Origin of the sequence: Pantoea sp. CCBC3-3-1, from assembly GCF_007981265.1 — a bacterium.
Lineage (GTDB): Bacteria > Pseudomonadota > Gammaproteobacteria > Enterobacterales > Enterobacteriaceae > Erwinia.
The window spans coordinates 4,083,626-4,110,041 of record NZ_CP034363.1; the positions used below are offsets into that span (position 1 = coordinate 4,083,626).

Consider the following 26,416-nt stretch of genomic DNA (forward strand, 5'->3'; position numbering starts at 1 on the left):
TGCCCGGTCAAACCGGGCGTAAGATCACTGCGTAATGTGAAACGCTATTAAGACGCGTTGATACCGTACTGAGCACAAACTGAACCCAGACCACCTGCATAACCCTGGCCTACGGCACGGAATTTCCATTCACCAGCATGGCGATACAGTTCACCAAACAGCATTGCGGTTTCAGTGCTGGCATCCTCAGACAGATCATAGCGAGCGGCTTCAACATTGCTGTCGTTGTTCACCAGGCGAATGAAGGCGTTCGCGACCTGACCGAAAGACTGACGGCGTTTGTTGCATCATGGATGGTGACCACGAATACAATCTTGGTCACTTCCTGCGGTACGCGGTTCAGTTCAATAATCAGTGATTCGTCATCGCCTTCACCTTCGCCGGTTCGGTTGTCACCGGTATGGGTAACGGAACCGTCAGAGGATTTCAGGTTGTTGTAGAAGATGAAGTCGTTATCACCACGAGCTTTGCCAGCGTCAGTCAGCAGGAAAGCTGATGCATCCAGGTCGAAGTCCTGACCATCGGTAGAGCGGGTATCCCAGCCCAGACCGATTTTCACGTTTTTCAAAGTCGGGTCAACTTTAGAAAGTGATACGTTGCCGCCTTTAGAGAGAGTCACTGCCATGTTGTTATCCTCAAATCGTGTTGGTGCATACCTTGTATGCTGTGATTAACGACGCGGTTAATCGCGCCCTTCTTCTGTCTGCTCATCTTTAGCCGGGAAAAGCAGACTTGCAATGATACCTGCTGCCAGTACACCCAAACCACGTAGAGGCTCATGGTCGCACTGATTGAATAGCCGTGATGGAAAAAGTGCTCAGTTGCGTTCAGACCCAGCTTCACGGCGATGAAGAACAGTAAAACGATAACGGCTTTTTCCAGATGAACCAGATACTGCTTCAGTCCCTCAAGCACAAAGTAAAGCGTACGCAGGCCGAGGATAGCGAACATCATGGCGCTGTATACGATCAGTGGCTCACGGCTGACCGCGATGACTGCAGGAACTGAATCGAATGCAAACATCACATCTGAAAGTTCAACAACGGCTAAACAGAGAAGCATCGGGGTTGCGTAACGCGCTGCTTTGGACAAGCGTCCCACCTGAACATCGGCATTTTCTGGTTTAGCCAGCTCTGCATCCACTTCCTTCTGGCTGATTACGAATGCATTACCCTTGAGCTTTGGCCAGATAGGATAGAACCGTTTGACCATGCGGTAAGCCAGATGCTGCGAGTAGTCTTCGATTTCATCGTCATTATTGCCGCCTTTCAGCATCATTACCGCAGTCCAGCCCACGATGACTGCGAACACAACTTCCACCCACGGGCCCAGAGCAAGCAGACTGGTACCGATGGCAACGAAAATGCCACGGAACACGATTGCGCCGATAATCCCCCAATACAACACGCGATGACGGAAGTTATTCGGAATGGCGAACCATGAGAAAATAGCCATCATGACAAACAGGTTGTCGACCGACAGCACTTTTTCCAGGGCGTAACCTGTTACGAACAGACTCGCAACTTCCGGACCGTGATGGATGTACAGGAAGCCCGCAAATGCCAGCGCCATGAAGATCCAGAAGACCGACCAGGCAGCAGCGCTCTTCAGAGAGATTGGCTTGTCATGGCGGTGCATGAACAAGTCGATAAAAATGGCACCTACTGACAGCAGCAGGAAAACTGCTACCGTCTCGATCGGGAACCCGATGTGGGTGGATTGCATGTGTTTAGCTCCAGAGATTGAAAGTCAGTAACCGTTACAGGCCAAACTCGCTGGTCGTAAAGCCGAGGGCTTCAATGATTTCGCGAGCGTTTGCCATTTCGGTTTCATCAAAATTACCGTCGCTTTTCGCCACAGCGATGCCCACACGGACAGCTAACTGCGCCTGCTCTGGTTTATTTTTAAGTGCAAGGATGTACTTCATGGTTTCGCCCTTCCCAACCTCAATGTCGAAATTGAAAGACGTCACCAGCTTGTTGAAAAATTCGATCACCTCTGTGGTGTCGAAGATGTTCAGCTCAGGCGATTCACGCAGGAACCCCATCATTTTCATCTTCTCTTCAGAACTGACGCCATCGCTTGAGACAGCAATACGAGCGCAGACTGCTACTGTGCCTTCAAGGAAAGCGCGGTTCTTGTAGCGCCCGACCTGTTTGGTCAGCTCGTCACGACCGGAATTAAATGACTCTTTAAGCTTGTTGAAGAAACTCATGTCTACCCCTCTTTGTTAACTATTTAGAGCCAGCTTTCCAGCTGAAACCCCAACCGAAAGCCTGATCCAGCTCCTGATGGCCGCCGAAGTAACGGTTGATACGCTCCACGCGGATCGCACCCCCTTCATTGACCAGACGGGCAATGGCGCACATGTTCTGACGGTTGTTACCTTCAGTCATGAACGTTTCAACGGGTGGCTGTCCCGGTACAGTGATGGTCACCGAACCGTCCGTGTTTTCCCAGCTCGGTACGCCTTCATAAATAAAGGCAAAGACCAGCACTTCACGGATGTGTTTCCATTCAGAACCGTTGATATGGATCCACTCACCGTCACTGACCGAACCCGTGCGATCGTCACCCTGAAGTTCGACGTAAGGTTCATTTCGGAAGCTGCCAAACCGATTACCCAGCGCCTGAACAATTGTGCGGTGTCCATCAGAGAGCTCAACAAACGCAGCAAGGTCCAGATCGATACCTTTTTTGTTGTTGAATATCCCCTTCAGGAAACCTTCGTCGCCTGAGCTTCCTCGCTGGTTCCAGTTGAGATTGATTTGGATTTGGCCGTAATCATCCTTTTTGGTCAGGCTGATTGAGGGCTTTTCCTTGGTGAGACTGACCTTACTCAGGTTAACTTTTGGTGCTGGTTCTGGTGCTGGTGCTAGAGGAGGTGTCGGGCTGGCTGCAGGAGCATCAGAGATATCCACTCCAAAGTGCTCAGCCAGTGGTTTAAGCCCGCCATTAAAACCTTGTGACACAAAGCGGAACTTCCATTCACCATTACGTCGGTAGAGCTCACCCAGAATCAGCGCCGCCTCAGTACGCCCTGTGAGGTCGACATGACTGCGCAAGATAACGTTGCCATTCGCTTCAACCTGAATCGCCAGGCGCTCGGTCTGAGAAACGTTTTTTCCTGCATCACAGGTTGCGGTGAAAGCCACCTTTTGTACATCCTGACGCAGCTGCGGCAGATTGACCGAGAACATGGTTTCATTACCAGATGAGGAGTAACGGATGGTGTTGTCATCATTCTCACGCTGGCCGTAAAAAATCATATCCAGATCGCCACGCACCTTACCATTGTCATACAGACGGAAGGACGACACATCTACGGGTGTGCCGGAGGATATACGTACCACCAGCGACTGGTCAGGAACGGGGGCATTGCCCCCCGGCGTCAGGTTCATTAGCGGGTTACCGCTTGGATATCAGGGATCATGTCCTGAATGGTGCGGCCACGCGATGCATTACCGTGAGCGGTAAAGTTCCACTCACCGCCGCTGCGGCTCAGAGAAGCGATGATGACCGCCGTGTGTGAGCCCTGTTCAGTGAGTGTGTATTTAGCCAGCTCTTTGCCCTGCTGATCGACAACGCGGCAGAATGCATTTTCGACATCATTGAAGCTCTGTCCTGTAAAACTGTTTACTGTGAGGACCAGGTGCTCAACATTTGATGGGAGACGGGACAGGTCAGCGATGATTTTTTCGTCGTCACCATTACCTTCGCCTGTACGGTTGTCACCACTGTGCTGAATTGAGCCATCGTTAGACTTCAGCTGGCGGAACCAGACTGTATCAATAACGTTGCCCGAAGTGCCTAACATGACGCAGCTTGCATCGAGGTCGATGCTGTCACCACCGCCAAGTAACTTGCCAAACAATCCTTTCTTTTTAGCAGGATCCCAGCCGAGGCCGAACTGAATTTGTGAAATTGCGCTGCTGGATTTAGCCAAAGAAATTGTCTGATTCTTACTTAAAGATACCATCACATCCCCTTACTGATAGGTGTTATTGCTGTAGTAAAATTGTCGATAATTTCAAAGCAAAACAATCATAACATGACTTTTTACACTCGCAATAATGCAATCATGTAGTGATACTTTAATAATGATTATGTTATTGATGTAAAAGGTTATTTAATTTATTCATGGAATTAAGTCAAATTATGTAAAGACATAAAATTTAGTTTACATACGGCAAGTCTGAAATAATCATAATATGATTGCTTAAAAAATCAGATATGCTTACACTCACCGAATCGTCATTTCAGCATCAAATCCAAGGAATACTTCAGAATGGCTAAACCTGTATCCATCTGGTTTATGGAGGGTGTATCGTCTCAGAAAGACATGCTTGCCTTAGTGAAAATGGCCCGCACAGAGTGTGACAAGGATTTCCGTATCATTGCGTCCCACCGCAATGAGCGCCCGGAAATCCTTTCTGAAGCAGATATTGCTTACCTTGAGCCTGATGAAACCGAAGACCTGCTCCCGTTTATTGCCGGCATCTGCAGAAAGCATAATGTCGTCGCCATTCATGCCGGAAAACGTGGGCATATTCTCGAACGCTATCGTGATGCCATCGAAGAGATGGGCATAAGGCTGACTACCGGTGCGACAAACCTTGAGACCTTTGAGCTGGCTGATAATAAAGCAGAGTTCAGTGTCAGGATGATGACGTATGGTCTGCCATCCGTCGTTTCAGTAAAAGTACAAAGCCCTGATGAACTTGCCAGCGCGATTGAAGACTTTGAATCCCGGGGGATGCTGCCATGCATCAAGCCAGTGAAAGGCATTTATGGCCTGGGATTCTGGATCCTCAAGCGCACTGCTAAAACCCTCAGCTTTTATAACAATCCTGACTACCGACAGATACATCCTGATGTCGCGATTGCTTCATTGCAGAGAGCAGAACTGGCCGGAGAAGAGTTACCGATACAGATAGTCATGCCGTATCTTCCCGGGCCAGAACGTTCAGTAGACATGCTGGTCGAAAATGGCCGCGTCCTGGCCGCTGTCGCCAGGACTAAAGTCGGTTCGTTGCAAACGCTGGAGAACGAGGGACCTGCTTATCAGCTTGCCCTCGATTGTGCAAAAGCACTTGGTGCGGATGGATTGATTAACGTACAGACCCGCAACGATGAAAATGGTATGCCCGTCCTGCTGGAAGCTAACCTCCGCCCGTCCGGAGGAATAGGCTACACAGCCCACAGTGAAGTGAATTTACCTGGGCTTTATGCACTAAGGCAGCTGGGTATCATTTCTGATGATGACGTCCTGGTAAATGCTTTGCGCTTTAAATCCATTACAGTGATACCCACGCATTCAGTCAAGCCACTGCCGGTGTGCAGCATCACTCCATCACCGACTTCCAATAATTAGAACTAAGGCAGGAAGACATGACCCCTTCACAACAACAGGTTTATCAGCGTGAGCTCACTGGCGGAACTCTGACCGTGAAAACCACCAGCGCGATTGAGCTCGAAATGCTTTTCGACATCGCTCAGCGCAATAATCCAAAACGTGCCTTCCTGTTTGTCAGCAAAGTACTGGGCCGCCACATCCCGGTCGCACCTGGGCTGATGAAGGAGACCTATGTCCAGCTGGCCGCTGGCATTCCTGCTGACTTACCTGAGCCGGTTCTGTTTATCGGCATGGCAGAAACAGCCGTCGGTCTGGCTGCAGGGGTATTCCGTGAGGCCAGCTCACGCGTAGCGGAGCCTGTATTTCTGACCAGCACACGTCATCCGGTCGACGGCGAACTACTTTGTGAATTCAAAGAAGATCACAGTCATGCCACAGATCACCTCATCTACCAGCCGGAAGATGACACACTGCGTCGACGTGCATTAAATGCCCGAACTCTGGTTCTTATCGATGACGAAGCCACTACAGGTAAAACGTTTTTGAATCTGTTACAGGCTCTTCGCGATGCGGGTCTTTCGGACGTGACACGTGTAGTGACTGTTACACTCACCGACTGGAGCAACAATGCCATTACCAACAATTGCCCACTCCCGGTTGACGTCGTCTCGCTAGTGAAAGGGGAATGGAACTGGGAGCCTCGCCTGAATGCACCCGTCCCAGTTATGCCATCCGTGAACGTCACAGCAACCGGCACAGTTCCTGTGTCCGTTCGCCAGGACTGGGGCCGACTGGGTATGCATGAGACGACGTCTAATCTGGGCAACCATCTCCAGACTGAACCCGGTGAAACCATTCTCGTTATCGGCTCAGGGGAATTTATCTGGCAGCCCTTCCTGCTGGCTGAACGACTGGAAAATGAAGGAGCAATCGTGAAGTTTGGTTCTCTTACACGTTCTCCCATCGCGCAGGGAATGGCAATTGAGTCAATCATTGCGTTCACCGATAACTACGGTCTCGGTATCCCTAATTTTATCTATAACGTTGCTCACCAGAGCTTTGAGCGCGTGATTGTCTGCGTTGAAACACCCTATTCGTCCGTCTGCCCGCAGCTACTCGCCGTACTCAGTAAGGTTGCTCCACGTGTTGAGGTCGTTTGCTATGAATAAACCGCTTGCTCTTTGCGATCTGGATGACACGTTGTTTCAGACGAAACGAAAGATGCTCGATGAAAACGGCCAGATACTTTATCGCACAGGTGCCCTTGATCGGGAGCTTCAACCAAGAAGCTTTATGTCCGAAGAACAGTCGATGATGGTGGACTGGCTTCTTGCGACCGCAGAACTTATTCCAGTTACTGCCCGTGGCACAGAAGAAACTTCACGCGTCCAGATCCCATTTAGTTCATGGAAAGTCATGACGCATGGCGCTGTTATCGCTAACCCGGACGGATCAGTTAACGAAGAATGGGCGAGCGTTGTCAAAACGGCACTGTCAGGTATGCGTAAAAAGCTCATTTCATATCAAGAGAGGCTGAGCGCTCAGCTACTGGACTCAGGTGTGAATGCATGGTGCCGCATGAACTATGAATATGACAGCACACCAGTGTATTTCGTCATGAAGCATCGGGACAGTACTCGTATAAAGGAGCTTTTTGACTTCAATGCGAACGCTGTAAAAGCGTTTGACACTACTGATTTTTATATCCATCAAAACGGCAACAATGTTGCCTGGATCCCCAACTGTGTTCAAAAGGGGTTGGCCGTTGAGTGGCTTCTAAAAAAACTGCGCGAAGAACGCGGCGCGTTTCCGGTGCTGGGTCTTGGCGACAGCCTCAGCGACCACACATTCATGAAGCACTGCCACTGGTTTGGCATGCCTTCCAGAAGTCAGTTTGCTGATGCAGTCAGTCAGAAATTGTTTTAGAGGATAAATCCACATGACTATTCTCGATCCAAAGCCATTTCACGGCTCTTACCTCTCAACTGACGTACAGTTCCTGTTAACGCCGGTACAAATGGAAATGACGCCAGTCGACGAAAAAGAACATCTTATTCAGTCTGGACAAAAGCATTATTCCGACATGCTGAGCCAGGAGCCAGCCCCGAGTTCTGCACACCTTGAGTTGTTTGGCCGTGCACTGGATTTGGGTGCAGCGCGGATGGCGAAGGAAGTACTCAGTCTTGTAAAAGGGCTCGTCAGCCATATTGGCAATACTCCTGTTATCCTGGTGAGCCTGGTTCGTGCCGGTGTGCCATTAGGCGTAATGCTTCAGCGAGCAATGACAGACATGGGTCTGGAATCGCACCACTACGGTATCAGCATCATCCGGGACAGGGGGATTGATACAGAAGCGCTGGATTACATCGAGGCAAAACATGGAACAGGCGGGATCGTGTTTGTTGACGGCTGGACAGGTAAAGGTGCGATAACCAGCCAGCTGGTAGAAAGCCTCAAGGGACGTACTGGGTACCCTGATATTCCTCGTCTTGCTGTGCTTGCCGACCCTGCAGGTTGCGCCTGGCTGGCCGCATCTGATGATGACTGGTTGATCCCATTTGGCATCATGGGGGCTCCGGTATCGGGAATGGTCTCCCGTTCAGTGTGGACGGAGTCAGGCTTTCATGGATGCATGGAGTGTGGCCACCTCAAGGAGTTCGAATGCAGCACCATGTTGGTGGATACTATTGACCATATCAGAAAGAAGCTGCGTGAAGAGGAGGTGCCAGTAGCTGCGCCCTTATCATCTCAAAATAACAATCAGCGTAAGATCAGCCTGCAGGTTATTGACCAGCTGGCAGCAAAGTATGGCATTACAAATATCAACCGCATTAAACCGGGAATCGCTGAAGCGACCCGCGCAGTGCTTCGCAGAGTGCCTGATCACGTGCTTGTGAAGAGTAAAGACGATAAAGATGTGGAGCTGCTTGTGTACCTTGCCGAGCAACGCGGCATCCACATTGAAGAAGTTGGCGAAGCGCTTGGGCAGTATCGGGCCGTCACTATCATCAAAAAGGTGGCATGATCATGAGCAAGAACATATCTCCATTCATGCTTGGCGCAACACTCTATATGCCAGCTACCCGCACCGATCTAGCTGAAGTCATCCTTCATCGCAAGATCCCAGAGCTTCGCTCAATGGTCATTTGCCTGGAAGATGCGGTCAGTGAAGAACAGATCGATATGGCCCTGTACAACCTAAGTGAACTACTGGATGAACTGAAGCACACAGCCGATCAAGACAGCCCGGATAGTCGCCCACTGGTCTTTATACGCCCCCGTCATGATCAGATGGCTCGTGAACTCGTCGAAAATTACGATCTGGTGGGAATTGATGGTTTTGTTGTGCCAAAGTTCACCAAATCTACTTTACCCTTCTGGTGGGAAATCATTTCAGCGACGACTCTCGCGCTCATGCCAACGCTTGAGACGCGAGAGGTCTATGACGTACATGAAATGACTGAGCTTGCGGTTCTGCTTGAAAACCATGCCTGTCGTGATCGCATCGTGGCTTTGCGTATCGGTGGCAACGATCTGATGAGTGTAATTTCTATGAGACACCCGAAGAACCTGACACTTTACGATGGCCCCATGGGCTATGTAGTGAAGATGCTGGTATCGGTTTTCGCGCCTCGTGGTTTCTCTTTGACTGCACCCGTCTGCGAGCAAATCGACAACATCGAGTTACTGCAGCGGGAGTTAACTCAGGACGTTGCACACGGTCTGGTGGGTAAGACAGCAATTCACCCTTCGCACCTGAATTTGATTCACCAGGGATTAATGGTCGAGAAAGACGATTATGAGGATGCCCTCCGCATTATCAACTCATCACAGGCCGTTTTTAAATCGCAGGGAGCGATGTGTGAGCCTGCAACGCATCGCAACTGGGCTGTCTCCGTACTTGAGCGATCCAAGTATTGCGGCATCGCTAAGCAGTTTGAAAATGTACTTTTAGCCTCACGTTAATGAGGCGCGTGTTATCCAGAGATATGGTGTGCTATGACCATCAGCCCTAAACAGCTTAGACAATACAAACTGATTGTCTTGCTGAGTACAGGAAAGCCCGTGCGTAAAGACACGCTTTTTAAGGAGATGGACTGCTCCGAACCCACTTTTACGCGTGATCTTCGTGAAGTCAGAGACGAATTTCAGGCTGATATCAAATTTAACAAGGCAACCAGTAAGTACCAGTTAGCCTCAAAAGGTATTTTATCTGCCAAGTTGTTAAGACACATGCGCGATGTTCTGACAGCACGTGAGCAAGCTGGGGTGACCGGGAGTGTGTCCGCAGGTGTAAACCTTGATAAGGAGGGTAAGAAGCCAGTATCCCTTTCGCTACGACTTGCTGTCATTCGTAAGATTGATAGCTATGCAATCGCGAATGGGCTTAACAGAAGCCAGGTTGTGGAATGGCTCGCAGAGGAAGTATTACCTGTCAGAAAGAAATAGTCATATTCTAAATTAAATCGGCCAAAAGGCTGGTTTGATTTAGAATAAAAAAACCCATCCGATGTGTGAAGTAATTGTATTTTATTAGGATTAACATTCGCTCAGGGAAGTGAATATCATGACGGAACTCTGTTTGTGAATGGAACAGGATTTCGGATTAGGATCAGTAATACAGGACTTCAAGTCAAGAGCTTAAATGTTTAACGTGGGTGTCGAGGTCCAACCGTACGGAAAGGTACGATAAGATAAAAATATTAGTATAAAAAATTGATTGTTAGGCATCGATTCCTATTAAATGCTATTTCCCGATTAAAAAACCATTTATAGGATGTTTTTTTATGCATATTATGCTTATATTTATCAGTAAATCACTTGACTAACAATGCTTTTGGGCCTGTCCGCTTGGCCCCACATCTTCTTCCTTCACTGAAAAAATAGGGAACGATAGTATTTATTTCATCACACAGGTGAAGTATTGCAGGTAATACCGAACCGGGAATAGGTCTTGACCTGTACCGTGCAAGTAAAGTAGCGCTTAATATTCTGGCACGTGGTATTCATATGGATATCAGAGTTCAGCATTTTGTCGCCGTACAGCTTAATATACGCCGTCCGGAAGTTCTCTCACGCTATGCCGAACGTGACACCACTCGCAGGGAGCATACCGCGCAGATAAAGGAGTATTACGGCTATCATGAATTTGGCGATTTTCCGTGGTCTTTCCGCCTGAAACGCCTGCTGTACACCCGCGCATGGCTCAGTAATTAACGCCCCGGTCTGATGTTTGATTTTGCCACCGCGTGGCTGCTTCAGAATAAGATTCTGTTGCCTGGAGCAACCACACTTGTACGTCTCGTCAGTGAAATACGCGAAAGGGCAAATCAGCGGCTCTGGAAAAAGCTGGCCGCGCTGCCTGACAGTTGGCAGACCGCTCGCGTCACGGAGCTACTGGAAATTCCTGAGGGGCAGCGCATTTCGCCACTGGAGCAATTGAAAAAGGGGCCGGTCACCGTCAGCGGTCCGGCGTTTACTGAAGCGCTGGATCGGTATACCCGACTGCGAAACCTTGAGTTTTCCCGACTGAACTTTACCGGCCTGCCCGCCATACAGTTGCGCAATCTGGCCCGCTATGCGGGCATGGCGTCGGTAAAATACATCGCACGTATGCCACAGGAGAGAAAGCTGGCCGTACTCACCGCATTCGTTAAAGCACAGGAGACTGCGGCACTGGATGAAGCCGTTGATGTGCTCGATATGCTGATACTGGATATCACCCGTGCGGCGAAGAATACGGGGCAGAAAAAACGTCTCAGGACTCTAAAAGATCTTGACCGGGCAGCGCTGCTGCTGGCACGCGCATGTTCATTGTTGCTGGATGATCAGGCTGATGAAGCGGAACTGAGGCAGGTCATATTCAGTAGCATATCGAAAAGCAGACTGGCAGAATCCGTCAGTAAAGTTAATGAGCTGGCGCGGCCTCAGAACAACAATTTTCATGACGAAATGGTGGAACAGTATGGTCGTGTGAAACGTTTTCTGCCGGCGGTATTGCGTGACCTGCATTTCCACGCTGCGCCAGCCGGAGAACATATGCTGGCCGCGATTCATTATCTGACCGAACTAAACGGCTCGAAAAAACGCATCCTTGATGATGCTCCTGAACATATTATTACCGGTCCCTGGAAACGCCTGGTGTACGATGCGGAAGGCCGGATACAACGTGCTGGTTACTCGCTTTGTCTGCTGGAGCGCCTTCAGGATGCATTGCGACGCCGGGACATCTGGCTGAAAAACAGCGATCGCTGGGGAGATCCCCGCGAGAAGTTGTTGCAGGGGGAAGAATGGCAGGCTCAGCGGGTCCCCGTCTGCCGGGCACTAGGGCATCCCACCGATGGACATAAAGGCGTACAACAGTTAGCGGTCCAACTGGATGAAACCTGGAGAGCAGTTGCATCCCGCTTTAAAGGAAATGCGGAAGTCCATATCTGCAATGACGGTAAATATCCTTCCCTGACTATCAGCAGCCTGGAGAAACTGGAGGAGCCACCGTCGTTGCTTCGTCTAAACAATCGAGTCAGACAACTGCTCCCACCGGTAGATTTGACGGAGCTGTTGCTTGAGATAGATGCCAGAACGGGATTTACACGTGAGTTTACGCATGTCAGTGAATCCGGGGCTCGAGCACAGGATCTACACATTAGCCTGTGCGCGGTACTGATGGCTGAAGCCTGCAATATCGGACTGGAACCGCTGATAAAGCACAATATACCGGCACTGACGCGCCACCGACTCAGTTGGGTGAAACAGAATTACCTCCGGGCAGAAACGCTGGTCAGTGCCAATGCCCGCTTGGTTGATTTTCAGTCCACATTGGAGCTTGCTGGCCGCTGGGGTGGCGGCGAGGTGGCTTCAGCTGACGGCATGCGCTTTGTCACGCCAGTGAAAACAGTCAATTCCGGGCCGAACAGAAAATATTTTGGTTCTGGGCGTGGCATCACCTGGTACAACTTCGTCTCTGATCAGTACTCTGGATTCCACGGCATCGTTGTCCCCGGCACATTACGGGACTCCATTTTTGTGCTTGAAGGTCTTCTTGAACAGCAGACAGGGCTGGATCCGGTTGAGATCATGACAGACACAGCCGGTACCAGTGACATTATCTTTGGCCTGTTTTGGCTACTTGGGTATCAGTTTTCCCCTCGTCTGGCTGATGCCGGTGAAGCCGTATTCTGGCGAGTGGATAAATCGGCAAATTACGGAGCACTTGATGAGTTGGCCCGTGGGTGTGCAGATCTGTCTAAGGCAGAAAATCAGTGGGATGAGATGATGCGAACGGCGGGTTCGCTGAAGCTGGGTACCATTCATGCTTCAGAACTCATTCGCTCACTACTGAAAAGCTCACGGCCGTCAGCGCTGGCTCAGGCTATCATGGAGGTGGGGCGTGTAAACAAGACGCTGTATCTTCTTAATTATATTGATGATGAAGATTATCGTCGTCGGATCCTGATGCAACTAAATCGGGGAGAGAGCCGCCATGCAGTGGCGCGTGCAATTTGTTACGGACAGCGCGGTGAGATCAGAAAACGATACCGTGAGGGGCAGGAAGATCAACTCGGGGCACTGGGGCTGGTCACTAACGCAGTGGTACTATGGAACACGCTTTATATGCAGGAAGCACTGAGCTGGATGTGCAGTCATGGAGAAGAAACCAGGGATGAGGATATCGCCCGTTTATCCCCACTGATGCACGGGCATATCAATATGCTGGGGCATTATACGTTCACGCTATCCGATGATATTTTAAACGGAGATTTGAGAGAATTAAATTTCAATTTAAACAATGAATTATCTCCTTAACGTACGTTTTAGTTCCATTGGTCCTCAAACCCCGATAACAACTTAATATCCCGTGGTTGTGTGCTTAGTTAGATACTTTTCGGCTCCCCCTAATAACTTGAGTAGGGTTTCGGATAAGATTAAAAGAGTTTAAAAAAAAGCAAATCTGACAAAGTGAAGTCCTGCCATTATTTAGTCTTATTATATACTCTGGCTATATAATGCCCCCTGCCATCACCATGCCCTAAATCCATTGAAGCAAGAGCCTCAGCTTCTTTCTGGCTGAAACCATTATTCTTATGGAGTTTAAGCACATCCTGAGTGTACGCATATCTGAGACTATGAGGAGCAAACTCTCCAACCAACCCGGCATCCCGGACGATATTCCTGTATCGCTCGATTGCCAGATGAATAGAAGGTTTATCGATAAGTTTTCCGTTGTTCTCAGCAGAATAAGTTATTGCTCTGTTGATGGCTTCAATAGTTTCAGTTCGGTTTATTATCGTGGTATCTCTCGGTCGCCCTCCTTTAGTACCAAAAACAACGCGAACTTTCTCATCTCCATTCTGCAGTGCTTTTTTCCATGTCTGAAGTGATTTTACAGACTGTATAGTTTCTTCAGTTCTCAAACCTAAAAGGCGTGAAAGTTTCATTGCGCAGGCGACGCCTTCATCCTTTTCACTAACAGATGCAAAAACCTGCTTGAAATAGTCATCAGTTATTGCAACCTTAGTTCCGTCACGGCTGGTTCCAGAAATATTCAAAGCATCATTGTTCAGTTTCGGATGAGTTGGATCAGCCATGAAGGTTTTACCCGACACACGTAGTATTGCGCGTATCGCCGCCATCTCATTTTGTAGTGTACGCTTGGAAATATTTTCAGCAAGGCGACTTCGAATGTAAGTTTCTATGTGGTTAGTCTTTATGTTTTTAATGTCCCGAATTTGAATGTTAAGACTGATCATTCGTTCTGCAAATCGATCAGCAATTTTAGTACGGTCAGATACGGTTTTAAAACTTCCCCCCGCCTGGCGGGCAAGTGTTTTTAAGTTTTTATTCAGTTTTGCCACAAACGACTCTCCAAATAATGAGGTGACAGAGCTTTTCCGTCTGTGTGAACGGAAAAGCTCTGTCACCGGCTGCACAACAATAGCAGACGATAAAATTTCACCCCAACGGCACGGTTCATTTTGCGCTTCCTGCGTCTCGGCAGACATCTGTGCATCGGGGCGGCGAAATGTTGAGTTATTGCGAGGCTCCCCAGGTCTCTGACCTGTTCGCGACTTTCGCCGGGCTGAAATGAATCAGTCTGCCTCCACACACCAGTTGTCTGGTGTCGCCATCGATGTCGTGCCAATTTCTCCTTATTAAGTGGTGTTCAAACTTCTAAAAAACGAATGAACGTTAGGTTGAAAGTTAATCAGTTTTGAGATGAAAAACGTATTCAGGACGTCAGAAACCCTTTAATACGTGTTAGTCAGTTGGTAAACATGTCGTTGAAGGTACAGTGCGTAAGCGCTGACCGTTATGCGCTGCGCGCGTCACTTGGTAGTGTCTTCGCCACTTCACAAGTGACGCCGCGCAGCTTCGTGCTCCTAATGCAACGCCGTAAGCGGCCAAATGTACCAAATGGCCTTATCCGTCGATGCAAAAGTCGTACGAAACTCAGGGCGTATCCCTGAAAAGAATCATAACGTAGTGAAAGATCAGAGCCTGATTCAGCTCCTTTGTAGACAATTCATCATCATAAAGACGTGAATCATTGATGTGATAGCCGGTCATTCTCAACCGGTAACCTTGACCAGATTATGGTTCCCGTTTTCAAAGGTTAAACGGGTTTCCCGCCCAAAGGCGTCCCTCTCAGGTTTTCGGGACTTTAGCTGGCAGTCACCCGAAGGCGCTTCTCTCAGACCGCTGAAGCATTAGCTGGTAACCGCCCGAAGGCACCCCTCTCAGGTTACTGGGGTTTTGGATGGTCGCCGTAGCGACTTCTAAGCAAAGTGGATATTAGCAATGGCTCAAATAACCGTCAACTATCTTGCGTTATTTATAATCAGGATCTGGATAAATCACTATAGCAATTGACTTAAGCTCCTCAACATCATTAGCGAGGAAAGGTATAGATGAATTTTTTTGAATTTTTTCGATTATTCTGTCTCCCAGAATCATGGGTACGTACTGATGACCACGGAAAATTTCATCAGGCTTACCTATCAACACTTCCCCTGCAAATTCATGGCAATCAGAATAAAAACCAGCAATAGTACTCAGATAAGAAATATCGATTAAATGACCTGTATCTGTTGTGTACCACGCATGGAGATTTAAAGCTGTTCTGTCCAGAAAATCCTCATGGTGAAACCCCTTCCTGCACCATCTTTCAAACTCATCATATGATGGGTCATAAATACTTTCATCACCCTTCCATATTTGGCCAACAGTTGTCCATATTCTGCAACCTAAAGCATCTTCAAAATAAGGTTTTAAAAAATGACACCATTTAATACATTGTCTTGCGGAAGATTTGAAATCTCGCAAGCCCGTTGCAAAGCACACATACTCCATCATATTTTCATAATTAAGCGGCCTTTCATTTATATCTTTAATCGTGCCTTCGTTAAATCCTAATTTTTTTGTAAATTTTAAAGCATGCTCAAAGTTAGCAACATAGCCCAGTGTGTCACTATATCCTAAAGTACGATATCCTTTCTTTTTTCTGAGAGATGATAAAAGATTAAACATAGCCCCCCATTTAATATTGAGTGTGGACGCACCTTATCCACACTCATATAAATATTATTTTCCTTCAGCAGAGCTTTTAATATTTTTTATTAAATCCTGCAATCCGGAACTCGCCAGTCTTTTTTGAGATGATGAGCTATATGTTATAAAAAGACGGCTCCCTGAACCATTTTTTTCGAGCTCAATAGTAAGGTGATCATCATAATCACCCCAGTCGGAGCCCATTTTATAATAGCTGCCGGGCATTGAATCCCATTCCTGATGGCTGTCAGTTATTGCGCCAGCTACCCACTCGCCGTCGTTATTCCTTTCTCTGATCGACCTTAACTCATCGTTGGATAAAAATTTATACTTTCGCTTTATTCTGGCCGCTGCCGTATCAACATCAACAGGGATCTTGAAGCTTTTTGAAGTGGATTCTTTTTTTTCTGACTGACGAGGAGTCATGACCTTAGAAGAATTATCTGAGCCATCCCCTCTTAAAGAGCCCATTAACCCTGATGCATCATCACTAATTTTTTTATTTGTTTCTGCTATCTCACTCATACTACAGGCAGTCAGTAAAACAGGTAGTATTAAGGCTAGTCCGACACTCCTCATATTCACTTTCCTCCATAATTTAATAACTTTTGCACAATGTAACAGGCCGTAAGACCCTGACGCATTGTTCAATGAAAGTCAATAATTCGGGGTCGACGGCTGAGCACATTAATAGAACTACTTCACCTTGATGATGTCATCCAGCCTGGTTGTAAAGGCAGGCGAAAGTCTTTCTCTTCGCATCTTCCAGCCTGTGGCATCACTTTTAATGCCCTGCCCTGCAAACCAGACCGAACCTTTACCTGAGTGATTAATGCTATCGATTAATGTCATCAGCTCTTCGCTGTTTCGATGGGGCTGAAAGTCATCAAAAAGGGTCAATTGAGATATAGCAGCGCTTCGGAAATCAGTGAGTATCACGCCAGCACGATGATAACGGTGCCCTGGGACAAATATCGTATCAAATGCCTTTATAGCCGCGTTGATGATATCCCGTGAATCCTGAGCGGGTACAGCAAGCTCTGTTACCGCCTGGTTCTTATAAAACACCTCATTTTCTGAGAAAGGGCTGGTACTAATGAAAACTGCTACCCGTTTACAAAATTGATGCTCTGCACGGAGTTTTTCTGCTGCACGTTCAGCATGAGCGCAAATGGCCTGATGCAGGCTGACTTCGTCCGACGGTTTTTCTCCAAAAGATCGGGAGCATATGATTTGTTCTTTTGGGGCAGTAAATTCTTCTAAACCGAGGCAAGGAGTGCCGTTCAGCTCTCTGACCGTGCGCTCAACAACTACTGAGAACTGTTTACGAATGAATGAAGGTGACAGCTCAGCCAGCTGAAGTGCATTGTTAATTCCCATAAATTGTAGTTTTTTACCCAGCCTACGTCCGATACCCCAGATCTCCTCAACTGGCACTAAAGCCATTAACTTACGCTGACGCTGTCTGTCACTGAGATCTACTACACCTCGCGTTGCGGGCCAGCGCTTACTTGCATACTGAGCCAGTTTGGCGAGCGTTTTTGTAGGGCCTATTCCCACTCCCACAGTCAGATGTGTTCTTCGCTTAATCTGAGTACGTATATGATGGCCAAACTCTTCAAGCGACAACAGATTACTCACCCCTTGAAGATCACAAAATGCCTCATCAATGCTGTATATTTCCACGCGCGGGGTTAGAAGCTGCAAAATAGTCATCACTCTGTCTGACATATCAGCATATAAGCTGTAATTACTTGAAAATGCTACAACTCCCTTTCTCTCAGCCTCACGACCAACCTTAAACCAAGGATCGCCCATTTTTAACCCAAGTGATTTTGCTGCTGAGGAGCGGGCTATTATGCAGCCATCGTTATATCTGAATGGCACTCACAGTTAGTAATATGTAACGACATGATTTTTATAAGTATTGAATTACTAACTTTTTCTGTGTGTTAAGAGCCGGAGGGCTACATCAGTTAACAACTTTTAGATCGAATCCGATGAAAAGCATCTTCAAAAGGAAATGATCAGTCACCGTCCGTAGTGTGCCAAAAGCGGAAGTAGCGCATGAACTGTTATGGTAAATTTGAACTTCCGGCTTAATCACTTGAGGATAAGCAAAATGCTTCTGGAGAAGCTCAGATTGCTTGAGTGCAGCCTTCACGGCGACAGGCGCAATGATCGGGAGTGGCTGGAACTGATTCTTCATCCTGAATTCCGTGAAATCACCCGGTCAGGTGTGACGGTCGACCGGTCAGAGACCATTGCGTCGCTGCTAAGTGAAAAGGCTGCACCGTTAATTCTCAGCAGCGATTTCCGTCTTACGGAGATGGGCTGCGGTTACGCTCTGCTTCACTATCGGACGTTTTACGCTGATGGCAGCCATCATGCATTACGTTCCTCTTGCTGGATTTGTTCGGATGAGGGCCAGTGGACTCTGTTTTTTCACCAGGGAACGCCGGCTGCAGGCAATGCCGGGGTTCAGGGTTGAGTTGCACATTTTGGACAGAGAGAATGCGTTTATGCGGAAGATTATTGTTGTGCCATACGATGATAAATGGCCTGAGATGTTTGAAGCTGAAAGTTTACTGATAAAAACATTGCTCGGTGGAATGGCTAAGGATGTCCATCACATTGGAAGTACGTCAGTTCCTGGTCTCTCAGCAAAGCCCGTAATTGATATACTACTTGAAGTTTCCGACATCAATGAATTGGATAAGTACCATTCAGCAATGGCCCACGCCGGGTATGTTGCTCGCGGTGAGAACGGGATTGCGGGGCGCAGATATTTCATTAAAGGTGGTGATCAGCGTAGTCATCAAGTCCATGCGTTTGCAGTCGGAGATATGAAGGTATTGAGACATCTTGCTTTTCGTGATTATCTTCGAATAAACAAAGACATCGCAGAAGAATATGCTGAGATAAAACACGCAGCTGCATTACTCAGCAGGAACGATGCTCGTCGCTATAGCGCCCTCAAAGCGAAATTTATAGAGCGTCATCAACAACTAGCGCTAGCTGTCTGAGAACGATTGAGATTGGGTTCGTTGCCGGGAGGGTATGTTCAATAATGATGAATTCACTAAGTATTCACCAGTCAACGTTTGCTGTTCGCTCATAGCTGCATTCAGCCGCTGTGTACCGTTAGTAGCAAATATCAGTGCTCTGAGGAGGGAAGCGCTGTAGAGCTCATTGTTGAGATAGCTCCCTTACTTCTGTTTTCCTTACGCTAGGATAAATCATTACATTTTTCTTGAGGACCATACATGCACATCACCATCTGCAGACCAGACGAATATGATGATTTAGCTGATATTTTTATCGAAATGGAAACCTACTATAACCAGACGCTTTGCCTATCCAGGAGTGACATGTCCGCGTATCTGAGGGATAAGATCTTTGCAGCCGACTCCGGTACCGAAGTTCACAAAGTGGTTTGTGATGGAGTTATCGCTGCGTTCTCATGTGTGTCAGTAATGTACCCCTCACCGCGTTTCAGTGGGCAAATGTTTATCAAAGAGCTTTTTGTTTCTGCACCTTTCAGAAGGGCTGGAATTGGGAGAGGGCTGATGGGTTTTATAGCCAGCCGTGCTAAAGAACGGGAATGCTTTCAGCTCGACTGGTTATCAGTGGCAGCAGACCCACAGGCGCAAAAGTTTTATGAGTCTCTCGGTGCTCAGATTATCAGGAGTGTTAACTATCATCGGATTTCTGGCCCATCAATAGATAAGCTTGCACGTAGTGCCAACTGAAGCATTCAGGCAAAGATACTCTCCGTTGAAACCATATCATTATGGTGGGTCCCCTTCTCGCTCACAGTGGACCTTCAATTCAGTAATCTGGTCCGCCCCGCCCCAGAAGCGGACACTATTATCTCATTCGATAAACTGACTAAATCGCAAAAGATAACCATCTGGATCCTGCACGAGAAACTCTCTCTGGCAGGCAGAGCTTTCTCCGATACTGTAATGGCTCTCGTGGAGATCCCGATAAAGCGTTACGCCATGCGCATGTACCCGGGCGAGAATCTGTTCAACGTCATCAACTTCTATCTGAAAATTTATGCCACGTCCGAGTGGCCTTGTAAATTCTCCCGTGTTCCATCCATCCGAGTGGTATTGCTCAAGCATTAGTTGGGCTTCACCAAGATTGAGATAAGCAAAATCGGGTTCTTTTCGCTTTATCATAATGTTGAAGCCAAGCACATTGACATAGAAGTGCAGGGAGGCGGGAAAATCCGTTACCGTCAGCTCTGGAACCATACGGTTCCAGAAGGGGTCTTTTTTTTCAGTCATTTTCTCATCCTTTATTGGCTGACCCAGCATACATCAAGTGGCTTAATCCTGTTCGTAACTAAAACATTACGTCCGCTGTTCGCTCATAGCGGACCATTTTTTTCTTTAAACCTGAAGAATTGAACGCTCGAAACTAACTAACACTTCTCACCACTCAGATCGTTATTAGACAGCACCACCACAGGTTTGCCACGGAGATCGGGTCTGAAAACTGTCTCGCATGAAGCGTAAAATGAGTTAACATCGACCAGGGCGAACACTGTTAAGCGTCCCTGAACTTGAATGAATGCACAAGATGGCGTACCACGCCGAAGACAACTGTTTCAATATCGTCATTCAGTGCTATAGCTGAATATGCCGGGTTAGCCGGCACCAAGGCTGGTGAAGGCAGTAGTTGTAGCCTCTTACAGGTAAATTCTCCATCTACAGCTGCGATAACAATGTCACCGTGTTTAGCTTCACGTATACATTCAACTATAAGTAAATCTCCGTCTCTGATGCCAGCGTTACGCATTGAGTCACCTTCTGCCCGCACCAGGTAGGTGCTTTCCGGATAGCGAATACAAAGGTCATCAAGGGAAAGACGCTTTTCGACATAATCCTGAGCAGGAGAAGGGAACCCACATGAAACCCCATCGCTAAACAACGGAACGCATGCCAGTGATGGATTGCTACCTGTAAGTCTGGCGATCGCCGCCATCATCAAAACCGGTGTGTTGGCTGAATTTTTCTGCGAAGTTTTATCCCAACACATCGTCTGTTCTAAAGGAATCGGCATGGTTCGCCCCCTCAAATTATACTGTATATAAAAACAGTATAATAATGCATTTTTAGTGATGACAAGTCGTAACGCATCGGAAAAAATTAACCTGATGATTTTTAGAGAATTTATTAGGTAGCTCTGGGTACTGAAGCAGTAATTAGTAATTGCTCAAAAAATCCGCTATAGTCCCACAATAATTCTCTAACTCAGGACAGGAGCCTAAAATGCATCTGAACCAAGAGGAACGAGCCAGCCGCCGAGGCGAACGTATTGCGTTTTATTGGACGTTCCTAAAAAGAAACTTCTTCAATTTGAATCATAAGCTTGTCTCATGGGCCACTAACCATAATATGCCCGGTTGGGTTGGAAATATCCCGGCGGTTTTATTATTTTCTCTAATTATTTTAGCGTTTATATTTTGCGGAATGCTTATCGCAGGATCGGCACTACTTTTGGGAGGGCTAGTTTTTGTTGGCTCAGCTCTCTTATCTAGTTCATCAACAGCTAAGGATATGGATGAAAACAATCCCATATCCGGTCAAAAGCCAACTATGGAATACAGGACTCATGGAGATGCAGGTTCAGGATGGTATGCTTCTGGTATAAAACTTGAAGACGACGACTAAAGCATCAGTCGCCGTCTTATCTTTTATTTTCCTACTTTATTAACAACCAAATTTGCGCCCGCTTCGCCTAACTTCCCTCCTGAGTTTTTGCTTTCAGCCGTACCGCTTACAAAAGCATTGCTTAGCGATTGAGCGATATTGACTCCTGCCCATGATAAAGCGCCTAGCCAAACGGCAGGAAGTACAAGAAACATAGTGCCCATAACCAGATTCATAATAAGGTCATCGGTACTGTTCTGCAGACCTGCCATATTAAACCGGCTGTGAGTATCTGAGCTGTATAATGCAGTCAGCAGCCAGCTGTCGAGCCAGCGAGCCAGTTCCCACCAGAACGTCAGGAAGTTCAGGGCGAACATCACAAAGGTCAGCGTAATAACGGTTTTGAACTCATAGGCCGCAAACGCTAGGATCAGCGGCAGCATGACATATATTGCCATCAGCAGGATGGCCTGCACCATCGGCAGCGCCTGCCGCATCGCATCGAACGCCGGGAACGCCGCCAGACTGCCCAGAGAGGCCCCGGCAACAGAGGCCACGCGCGCCGCGGCATTATCAAGGGTAAAATCAGCGTTACCGCCATAGCCGGCATACACATGCCCGGTCTGTGAGACCGTCAGGCTTTCCGGGCTTACCAGTCGACGGATGACGGCTTCCTGGTAGTCACTCTCATTAAAGCCTGACATTTTCATGGCGGCCGAGATGCGCAGCCACATATCGGGGTCGGCCTGGTCCTTCACGCGGGCTTTCAGCCCGGTATCCGCACTGCTCCACCACTCGCTGCAGGTGGGATAACCGCCTCTTCCGGTATTGGGTCGGCCGCTGTCCCGGCTGTCACTCCACGGGAATGCAGCCCGGGGCAGTTTCGACTGTAGCGAGGGATAATACCGGCTCAGGAAGGTACTGCTGCCGATCCATTCGATATCACGCAGCGTGGTTTTGTCCTTTGTCTGCCCCTGGTCCTGCTGCTTCCAGAGATAGAGCGCGACTGAGTAACAGTCGTTGGTGAAGTCCTGCAGCTCTTGCGCCAGCGCTTTGTTATCGATGCGCGTGTGCTGCACCTCAAAGCGGATTTGCCGCATATCCGGCCGGCAGGGGATGGTCGCCACGGCCGCCTGGGTGACACCTTTTGAGAGTTTATGAATCAGCACCCACCACACCGGTGCTGCGGCCGTCTGGTCGTTGAGACTGGAGACCACGCCGGCATAACCGCTTTCATCCGGCGCTTTCGGGGTCCAGACGCCACAGGTTTTAGCCCGGGTCGTGTCGTACTGCATTGTGCTGAGGCTGACGTTAATCAGCGGCACACAGCAGGCAATCATCACCAGGAACCCGGCATAAAGCGCGTTCTCGATACGGGGCAGCGACAGCATCCCCTTGTTGCCTTCATCCTCCCCTTCTTCGCGAACCCGCATCCAGATACCCACAACCCTGAATGCCAGCGGCAGAACAAAAAGGCCGGTACCCAGCAGGACGTTCCACAGGCCGTGATTGATGACCCAGCCGAGCAGCGTGAGAAAATACTCAAGATAGCTGTTTGTTGTCATCGTCAAGCTCCCGTACCGGTAAACATCGCGTACTCACACAACGCGATAAAAAGCACACTGACCACGCTGATGCGCAGCAGCGGCCACCGGAACTCCTCCCGAAAACCCGGCGCATGCCGGATTTTCCAGAGGCCCCACGCAACCAGCGCATACAGCGCCAGCCGCCATATCAGCCAGCCGTCGCGCGTCGACTGCATCCAGCGCCGGAATGCAGCAGCCTCCCCCGGATGTTTCATGGCGGTGTCCGCCACTATCAGCGAGACCACCATGAACAGCGCCATGCAGGCCAGAAAGATGCCGGCACGGGTCAGGGCTTTCCTGACAGTCATTTTATTGTGCATAGCTGTTCCCTCATTCGGCCTGTTTCGGCGTGGCCATCTGATTGAAGCGGCTGTCGGTATTGTCATCCGCCTGGGTCTGCGGGTTGGTTTCGACGCGCTGATTCTCCCTGTCGATAATGGTCAGCACCGAGTTACGGGACAGCTCGCGCTTCATCTCCATCTCGGTTTTGAGCGCCGCGATTTCCCGGTCCAGCGCCTCAATGCGCTCACCGGCAGCACCGAGTGCTTTTGGCTGGGCGGCAGCATTGGGCTCTGACATACCGGTGACCATCATGCGGCGCATCAGCAGGGCCGTTTCCACTGTGTCGGACATGGCCAGCTCGCCAGCAAGGCGGGCGGTCAGGGCCGCATTATCCGGATCACGCTGCAGGGCTTTAATCACGCCGGCCGTCACAGGCAGTCCGCCGGTTTTCAGCTTCGCCAGATTCTCCGCTGTGGGCTTCTCCGTGCCATTGACCAGTTTGACCAGCTGCTCAGCGTTGGCTTTGGTTGCGTCTTCCAGCAGGGGCGCAAAGCCTGTGCCGGCAATGGTCGTCCCGGGCTGGTTCTCGGCATTACCACTGGTGCATTCGCTGGCGTTGGCACAGGTGCGCATGGATTTGTCGCCCAGCACCTTCACGGTCATGGCCGCCGCCTCCTCAGCGCTGCCGAATTTAGAGCACGCGCCGCCGTTACAGCGGCTTTCGCCCACCGTTGAGTTAGCCGTAACCGGCAGACCGTTCATCATGTTGTAGCCGGCAGCGATCAGGTCATGGGTAACCCGGATGGCAGGCTGGCCCGCGCCGCCGCGTTTCTCTCCTCCGATCCAGTTGCTGCCCGACGCGCCGGTGGCGTTCCTGCCTGCATCATCGACCCGGACCGCATCAGCGTCGCCGCTGTTCACGATGGACTTGTATTCATCCATCATGGCCTGCTGTGTCCAGTTACTGCTGTCGCTGAAGTCCATCATCTTTTTTGCCATGTTCTGGCAGTTGAGCTGCGCCTTGTCGAATGACACATTGGCCTGAAGCACACCGTTGGTGAGCATGTCATACAGACCGGGGTTGGCCCGCTGAATGACCATCGCCGGCAGACTGGCCACCGCACCCGTGGCCCCCTGAATCACGTCACCCATCAGATTTTTAAACCCGGATGTCACGCCGTTGAGCTGGTTGCCGACGGTGGTTTTCAGGTCGAAATTGCCGCACATCATGTCACTGCTCCAGCCGGTGTTCAGCCCCAGCTTCTGCATATTGCCGCGCGTGGCCGGCTGGGAAATGACAGATCCGCCGCCGAGGGTGTAGAACAGTTTGTCAGACACGGCACCATCCACGGACTTGCCGTAACCGATGGCGCTGTTGTTCACCTGCGGCAGGGACATGCCGAGGATGGTGTTGTCATCATCGGCTGCGTGTGCCGCCGGAAGAACCGTCAGCAGGGAGCCGGTCAGCAGCAGGCTTACGTGAACGGCCGAAAATGAAGGTGATTTTTTCACGGTTTTCCTCATCAGATATCAGTGCTGCCCAGAAATGTCTGCCCGCGCTTTTTGCAGCAGCTGTAGGGCTGCCAGAGCGCAAAGGCTTCGTTGTTATCGCTCGCGGCGGTGTGGCTCCCGTCCGGGAAGACGGCACATGACTGTGTCATGTGGGGGGCCAGCCGCTGCCATTTGTGATTACGCGTGCCGGTGTTTTCCTTGACCTCGCCCGGTGGCCAGTACCCGTCATGGCGGTTGCCTTTAAGCACCTGATACACATGCGGCTGCCCGGCGCGGGTGATAATGTCTGCGACACGCTGTGCCACTACGGCAGAGGCTTTATCATCATCGGTCTGGCTGACAAACCCTGAACGGGGATAGACGTTGCCCCACATGTTTGCTGCGGCCTGACTGCCAATTTCCCGCTGGCCGGGCACAAGCGCTTCCGGATAGAGGGACTCCGGTACGCCCGTGCGCCAGGCCGCCGAATCCAGCGTACTCAGGAAGTAAGGCATTAACGGGGTGGCGGCAGTATTACAGGAATAGCCCGGAATACTGCCGCCAATGAGGGAGGTGGCCGGGTGGCCAATCGCCTCGGCATACTTGAAACGCACGGCAGATTTACGTTGGCCGGGATTTTTCATGTCGGCCGGATTGGCTCCGCCGGCAGAAACACCGGATAGCCCACTGGTTACCGCATTCTCCAGCCCGCCGGCAGTCTGGCTGACAAACGCCATTTCCTGCCACGGATTACCGCCCGGCGCAACATAGGTCGAAACGACTGTCTGGGGGATGAAGTGGGTGACCTTGACCGACGTGCGCACCTTACAACCAAAAGGGGTACAGAACAGCCAGTAACAGATGCCACTCACACGCCAGCTGATACAGTTTTGCGACACGGCACTGGCAATAATCTGCGCAGTATTGAGCGCCGCTACAGCGGCCGGCGCGGTTGCCGTACCCAGCACAGTCGCAACACCGAGCGAGCAAAGCGTGGTTCTGAGGCGGGAAGGTTTTGTCATCACTGACCACCTCCCCGGTTACGCAGGGAAGTGGCCACGGCCACATCCGTAGTGCCGTACACCACATCGCGGTCATCAAACACCACGGCCGGCACTTTTTTAATGCCTAGTTCCCAGGCCCGGACCACCTGCCGATAGGAATCATTCAGCTGCTGCTGTTTTTGTTGCCAGGCAGGAGACACCATAACCTGCCTGACCTGTGCCTCGGCCTGCTGCGGGTCTGCGGATAGCTCCCCGAACATGTCGGCCTGCAGCCGGTCAGGGCCATCAAGAAGGACCACCGGCACGTCCGGCGGCAGATTAGCCGGCAGATGCTGACTGTCGGTGAAGACGACCGTGCCGGCCAGTACGGATGCCGGCAGCAGAGCCGGCAGGAAAACAAGAGAGGTCAGTTTCATGAATCGGGGCTCCGTCAGACTGAATCGCCTGACAGCGTGCCCGTGGCCGTTCAAAAAAGCCGCATTAAAC

At 49.7% G+C, this 26,416-nt stretch carries 24 protein-coding genes and 4 pseudogenes; 11 read left to right on the forward strand and 17 right to left on the reverse strand.

Features of this window, described 5'->3' with window-relative positions:
- Positions 1–47 precede the first annotated feature (47 nt).
- The 5 genes and pseudogenes from EHV07_RS19020 to EHV07_RS19040 form a co-directional block, all read right to left on the reverse strand.
- Positions 48–625 (reverse strand): annotated as a pseudogene (locus EHV07_RS19020) (TerD family protein).
- Positions 626–682: 57 nt separating this feature from the next.
- Positions 683–1,725: pseudogene (locus tag EHV07_RS19025) on the reverse strand (TerC/Alx family metal homeostasis membrane protein).
- Positions 1,726–1,759: 34 nt separating this feature from the next.
- Positions 1,760–2,215 carry a tellurite resistance TerB family protein gene (locus tag EHV07_RS19030; RefSeq protein ID WP_013360017.1) on the reverse strand — a complete coding sequence of 152 codons (456 nt, stop codon included), beginning with the start codon at positions 2,213–2,215 and terminating at the stop codon, positions 1,760–1,762.
- A gap of 19 nt (positions 2,216–2,234) precedes the next feature.
- Entirely contained in the window at positions 2,235–3,401 is a 1,167-nt protein-coding gene (locus EHV07_RS19035; RefSeq protein ID WP_147199727.1) for a TerD family protein, read from the reverse strand.
- Complete coding sequence (locus tag EHV07_RS19040) at positions 3,401–3,979, reverse strand: TerD family protein (protein ID WP_147199728.1); 579 nt, start codon at positions 3,977–3,979, stop codon at positions 3,401–3,403. The genes EHV07_RS19035 and EHV07_RS19040 overlap by 1 nt, the downstream gene beginning before the upstream one ends.
- Before the next feature lie 309 nt (positions 3,980–4,288).
- Here EHV07_RS19040 and EHV07_RS19045 point away from each other — a divergent pair, with 309 nt between their 5' ends.
- The 7 genes and pseudogenes from EHV07_RS19045 to EHV07_RS19080 all read left to right on the forward strand — a co-directional run.
- Positions 4,289–5,374: an ATP-grasp domain-containing protein gene (locus EHV07_RS19045; protein WP_147199729.1), complete on the forward strand. Its 1,086-nt coding sequence runs from the start codon at positions 4,289–4,291 to the stop codon at positions 5,372–5,374.
- A gap of 17 nt (positions 5,375–5,391) precedes the next feature.
- A complete protein-coding gene (locus EHV07_RS19050; protein WP_147199730.1) occupies positions 5,392–6,525 on the forward strand; it encodes a phosphoribosyltransferase domain-containing protein in 1,134 nt (377 codons plus the stop codon).
- Positions 6,518–7,282: a hypothetical protein gene (locus EHV07_RS19055; RefSeq protein ID WP_147199731.1), complete on the forward strand. Its 765-nt coding sequence runs from the start codon at positions 6,518–6,520 to the stop codon at positions 7,280–7,282. Before EHV07_RS19050 ends, EHV07_RS19055 begins: the two co-directional genes overlap by 8 nt.
- A gap of 19 nt (positions 7,283–7,301) precedes the next feature.
- Positions 7,302–8,381: a cysteine protease StiP family protein gene (locus EHV07_RS19060; protein ID WP_168199681.1), complete on the forward strand. Its 1,080-nt coding sequence runs from the start codon at positions 7,302–7,304 to the stop codon at positions 8,379–8,381.
- Between the two features lie 2 nt (positions 8,382–8,383).
- Complete coding sequence (locus EHV07_RS19065) at positions 8,384–9,322, forward strand: HpcH/HpaI aldolase/citrate lyase family protein (RefSeq protein WP_147199733.1); 939 nt, start codon at positions 8,384–8,386, stop codon at positions 9,320–9,322.
- Between the two features lie 33 nt (positions 9,323–9,355).
- Positions 9,356–9,805 carry a tellurium resistance protein TerW gene (locus EHV07_RS19070; RefSeq protein ID WP_147199734.1) on the forward strand — a complete coding sequence of 150 codons (450 nt, stop codon included), beginning with the start codon at positions 9,356–9,358 and terminating at the stop codon, positions 9,803–9,805.
- A gap of 573 nt (positions 9,806–10,378) precedes the next feature.
- Positions 10,379–13,162: pseudogene (locus tag EHV07_RS19080) on the forward strand (Tn3 family transposase); the annotation flags it as partial.
- Positions 13,163–13,329: 167 nt separating this feature from the next.
- Here EHV07_RS19080 and EHV07_RS19085 read toward each other — a convergent pair.
- The 4 genes from EHV07_RS19085 to umuC all read right to left on the reverse strand — a co-directional run bounded on the left by EHV07_RS19085 (position 13,330) and on the right by umuC (position 17,722).
- On the reverse strand, positions 13,330–14,211 hold the full coding sequence (locus EHV07_RS19085) for an integrase domain-containing protein (RefSeq protein WP_147200671.1): 882 nt from the start codon (positions 14,209–14,211) through the stop codon (positions 13,330–13,332).
- A gap of 973 nt (positions 14,212–15,184) precedes the next feature.
- Positions 15,185–15,883 (reverse strand): hypothetical protein, encoded by a 699-nt coding sequence (locus tag EHV07_RS19090; protein ID WP_147199736.1) that lies wholly within the window; start codon positions 15,881–15,883, stop codon positions 15,185–15,187.
- A gap of 54 nt (positions 15,884–15,937) precedes the next feature.
- A complete protein-coding gene (locus tag EHV07_RS19095; protein ID WP_147199737.1) occupies positions 15,938–16,483 on the reverse strand; it encodes a hypothetical protein in 546 nt (181 codons plus the stop codon).
- A gap of 117 nt (positions 16,484–16,600) precedes the next feature.
- Entirely contained in the window at positions 16,601–17,722 is a 1,122-nt protein-coding gene (umuC, locus tag EHV07_RS19100) for a translesion error-prone DNA polymerase V subunit UmuC (protein ID WP_254446272.1), read from the reverse strand.
- A gap of 259 nt (positions 17,723–17,981) precedes the next feature.
- Between umuC and EHV07_RS19105 the strand changes: the two genes are divergently transcribed.
- The 3 genes from EHV07_RS19105 to EHV07_RS19115 all read left to right on the forward strand — a co-directional run bounded on the left by EHV07_RS19105 (position 17,982) and on the right by EHV07_RS19115 (position 19,656).
- Positions 17,982–18,395, forward strand: a complete 414-nt coding sequence (locus tag EHV07_RS19105; protein ID WP_371419649.1) for a DUF4440 domain-containing protein — start codon at positions 17,982–17,984, stop codon at positions 18,393–18,395.
- Positions 18,396–18,426: 31 nt separating this feature from the next.
- Complete coding sequence (locus EHV07_RS19110) at positions 18,427–18,930, forward strand: GrpB family protein (RefSeq protein WP_147199738.1); 504 nt, start codon at positions 18,427–18,429, stop codon at positions 18,928–18,930.
- Between the two features lie 240 nt (positions 18,931–19,170).
- Positions 19,171–19,656 carry an N-acetyltransferase gene (locus EHV07_RS19115; RefSeq protein ID WP_147199739.1) on the forward strand — a complete coding sequence of 162 codons (486 nt, stop codon included), beginning with the start codon at positions 19,171–19,173 and terminating at the stop codon, positions 19,654–19,656.
- Positions 19,657–19,779: 123 nt separating this feature from the next.
- Here EHV07_RS19115 and EHV07_RS19120 read toward each other — a convergent pair whose 3' ends face one another.
- From EHV07_RS19120 to umuD, 3 genes and pseudogenes are all read right to left on the reverse strand, one after another.
- Complete coding sequence (locus EHV07_RS19120) at positions 19,780–20,199, reverse strand: VOC family protein (RefSeq protein ID WP_147199740.1); 420 nt, start codon at positions 20,197–20,199, stop codon at positions 19,780–19,782.
- A 158-nt stretch (positions 20,200–20,357) separates the two neighbouring features.
- Positions 20,358–20,459 (reverse strand): annotated as a pseudogene (locus EHV07_RS19125) (hypothetical protein); the annotation flags it as partial.
- Positions 20,460–20,461: 2 nt separating this feature from the next.
- Positions 20,462–20,977: a translesion error-prone DNA polymerase V autoproteolytic subunit gene (gene umuD / locus EHV07_RS19130; RefSeq protein WP_147199741.1), complete on the reverse strand. Its 516-nt coding sequence runs from the start codon at positions 20,975–20,977 to the stop codon at positions 20,462–20,464.
- 209 nt (positions 20,978–21,186) lie between these two features.
- Here umuD and EHV07_RS19135 point away from each other — a divergent pair, with 209 nt between their 5' ends.
- The gene (locus EHV07_RS19135) at positions 21,187–21,588 is read left to right on the forward strand and encodes a hypothetical protein (protein ID WP_147199742.1); all 402 of its coding nucleotides are present in this window, start codon (positions 21,187–21,189) and stop codon (positions 21,586–21,588) included.
- A 23-nt stretch (positions 21,589–21,611) separates the two neighbouring features.
- Here EHV07_RS19135 and EHV07_RS19140 read toward each other — a convergent pair whose 3' ends face one another.
- From EHV07_RS19140 to EHV07_RS19160, 5 genes are read right to left on the reverse strand one after another with little or no spacing between them, the layout of a single operon-like run.
- On the reverse strand, positions 21,612–23,132 hold the full coding sequence (locus EHV07_RS19140) for a conjugal transfer protein TraG N-terminal domain-containing protein (protein WP_147199743.1): 1,521 nt from the start codon (positions 23,130–23,132) through the stop codon (positions 21,612–21,614).
- A gap of 2 nt (positions 23,133–23,134) precedes the next feature.
- Positions 23,135–23,473: a hypothetical protein gene (locus tag EHV07_RS19145; protein WP_147199744.1), complete on the reverse strand. Its 339-nt coding sequence runs from the start codon at positions 23,471–23,473 to the stop codon at positions 23,135–23,137.
- Between the two features lie 10 nt (positions 23,474–23,483).
- Complete coding sequence (locus EHV07_RS19150; protein ID WP_147199745.1) at positions 23,484–24,959, reverse strand: integrating conjugative element protein; 1,476 nt, start codon at positions 24,957–24,959, stop codon at positions 23,484–23,486.
- Entirely contained in the window at positions 24,959–25,948 is a 990-nt protein-coding gene (locus EHV07_RS19155) for a TIGR03756 family integrating conjugative element protein (RefSeq protein WP_174822367.1), read from the reverse strand. The genes EHV07_RS19150 and EHV07_RS19155 overlap by 1 nt, the downstream gene beginning before the upstream one ends.
- Positions 25,948–26,346: a TIGR03757 family integrating conjugative element protein gene (locus EHV07_RS19160; protein WP_147199747.1), complete on the reverse strand. Its 399-nt coding sequence runs from the start codon at positions 26,344–26,346 to the stop codon at positions 25,948–25,950. The genes EHV07_RS19155 and EHV07_RS19160 overlap by 1 nt, the downstream gene beginning before the upstream one ends.
- Between the last annotated feature and the right edge of the window lie 70 nt (positions 26,347–26,416).

What these genes read in the sequence shown, in the direction of transcription:
- EHV07_RS19040 (WP_147199728.1), bottom strand. Translation starts at nt 3,979, where the DNA reads ATGGTATCTTTAAGTAAGAATCAGACAATTTCTTTGGCTAAATCCAGC.
- EHV07_RS19110 (WP_147199738.1), top strand. Translation starts at nt 18,427, where the DNA reads ATGCGGAAGATTATTGTTGTGCCATACGATGATAAATGGCCTGAGATG.
- EHV07_RS19090 (WP_147199736.1), bottom strand. Translation starts at nt 15,883, where the DNA reads ATGTTTAATCTTTTATCATCTCTCAGAAAAAAGAAAGGATATCGTACT.
- EHV07_RS19105 (WP_371419649.1), top strand. Translation starts at nt 17,982, where the DNA reads ATGGTAAATTTGAACTTCCGGCTTAATCACTTGAGGATAAGCAAAATG.
- EHV07_RS19050 (WP_147199730.1), top strand. Translation starts at nt 5,392, where the DNA reads ATGACCCCTTCACAACAACAGGTTTATCAGCGTGAGCTCACTGGCGGA.
- umuD (WP_147199741.1), bottom strand. Translation starts at nt 20,977, where the DNA reads ATGCCGATTCCTTTAGAACAGACGATGTGTTGGGATAAAACTTCGCAG.
- EHV07_RS19065 (WP_147199733.1), top strand. Translation starts at nt 8,384, where the DNA reads ATGAGCAAGAACATATCTCCATTCATGCTTGGCGCAACACTCTATATG.
- EHV07_RS19150 (WP_147199745.1), bottom strand. Translation starts at nt 24,959, where the DNA reads ATGAGGAAAACCGTGAAAAAATCACCTTCATTTTCGGCCGTTCACGTA.
- EHV07_RS19145 (WP_147199744.1), bottom strand. Translation starts at nt 23,473, where the DNA reads ATGCACAATAAAATGACTGTCAGGAAAGCCCTGACCCGTGCCGGCATC.
- EHV07_RS19055 (WP_147199731.1), top strand. Translation starts at nt 6,518, where the DNA reads ATGAATAAACCGCTTGCTCTTTGCGATCTGGATGACACGTTGTTTCAG.
- umuC (WP_254446272.1), bottom strand. Translation starts at nt 17,722, where the DNA reads ATGGGCGATCCTTGGTTTAAGGTTGGTCGTGAGGCTGAGAGAAAGGGA.
- EHV07_RS19045 (WP_147199729.1), top strand. Translation starts at nt 4,289, where the DNA reads ATGGCTAAACCTGTATCCATCTGGTTTATGGAGGGTGTATCGTCTCAG.
- EHV07_RS19160 (WP_147199747.1), bottom strand. Translation starts at nt 26,346, where the DNA reads ATGAAACTGACCTCTCTTGTTTTCCTGCCGGCTCTGCTGCCGGCATCC.
- EHV07_RS19035 (WP_147199727.1), bottom strand. Translation starts at nt 3,401, where the DNA reads ATGAACCTGACGCCGGGGGGCAATGCCCCCGTTCCTGACCAGTCGCTG.
- EHV07_RS19030 (WP_013360017.1), bottom strand. Translation starts at nt 2,215, where the DNA reads ATGAGTTTCTTCAACAAGCTTAAAGAGTCATTTAATTCCGGTCGTGAC.
- EHV07_RS19115 (WP_147199739.1), top strand. Translation starts at nt 19,171, where the DNA reads ATGCACATCACCATCTGCAGACCAGACGAATATGATGATTTAGCTGAT.
- EHV07_RS19095 (WP_147199737.1), bottom strand. Translation starts at nt 16,483, where the DNA reads ATGAGGAGTGTCGGACTAGCCTTAATACTACCTGTTTTACTGACTGCC.
- EHV07_RS19120 (WP_147199740.1), bottom strand. Translation starts at nt 20,199, where the DNA reads ATGACTGAAAAAAAAGACCCCTTCTGGAACCGTATGGTTCCAGAGCTG.
- EHV07_RS19070 (WP_147199734.1), top strand. Translation starts at nt 9,356, where the DNA reads ATGACCATCAGCCCTAAACAGCTTAGACAATACAAACTGATTGTCTTG.
- EHV07_RS19135 (WP_147199742.1), top strand. Translation starts at nt 21,187, where the DNA reads ATGCATCTGAACCAAGAGGAACGAGCCAGCCGCCGAGGCGAACGTATT.
- EHV07_RS19140 (WP_147199743.1), bottom strand. Translation starts at nt 23,132, where the DNA reads ATGACAACAAACAGCTATCTTGAGTATTTTCTCACGCTGCTCGGCTGG.
- EHV07_RS19155 (WP_174822367.1), bottom strand. Translation starts at nt 25,948, where the DNA reads ATGACAAAACCTTCCCGCCTCAGAACCACGCTTTGCTCGCTCGGTGTT.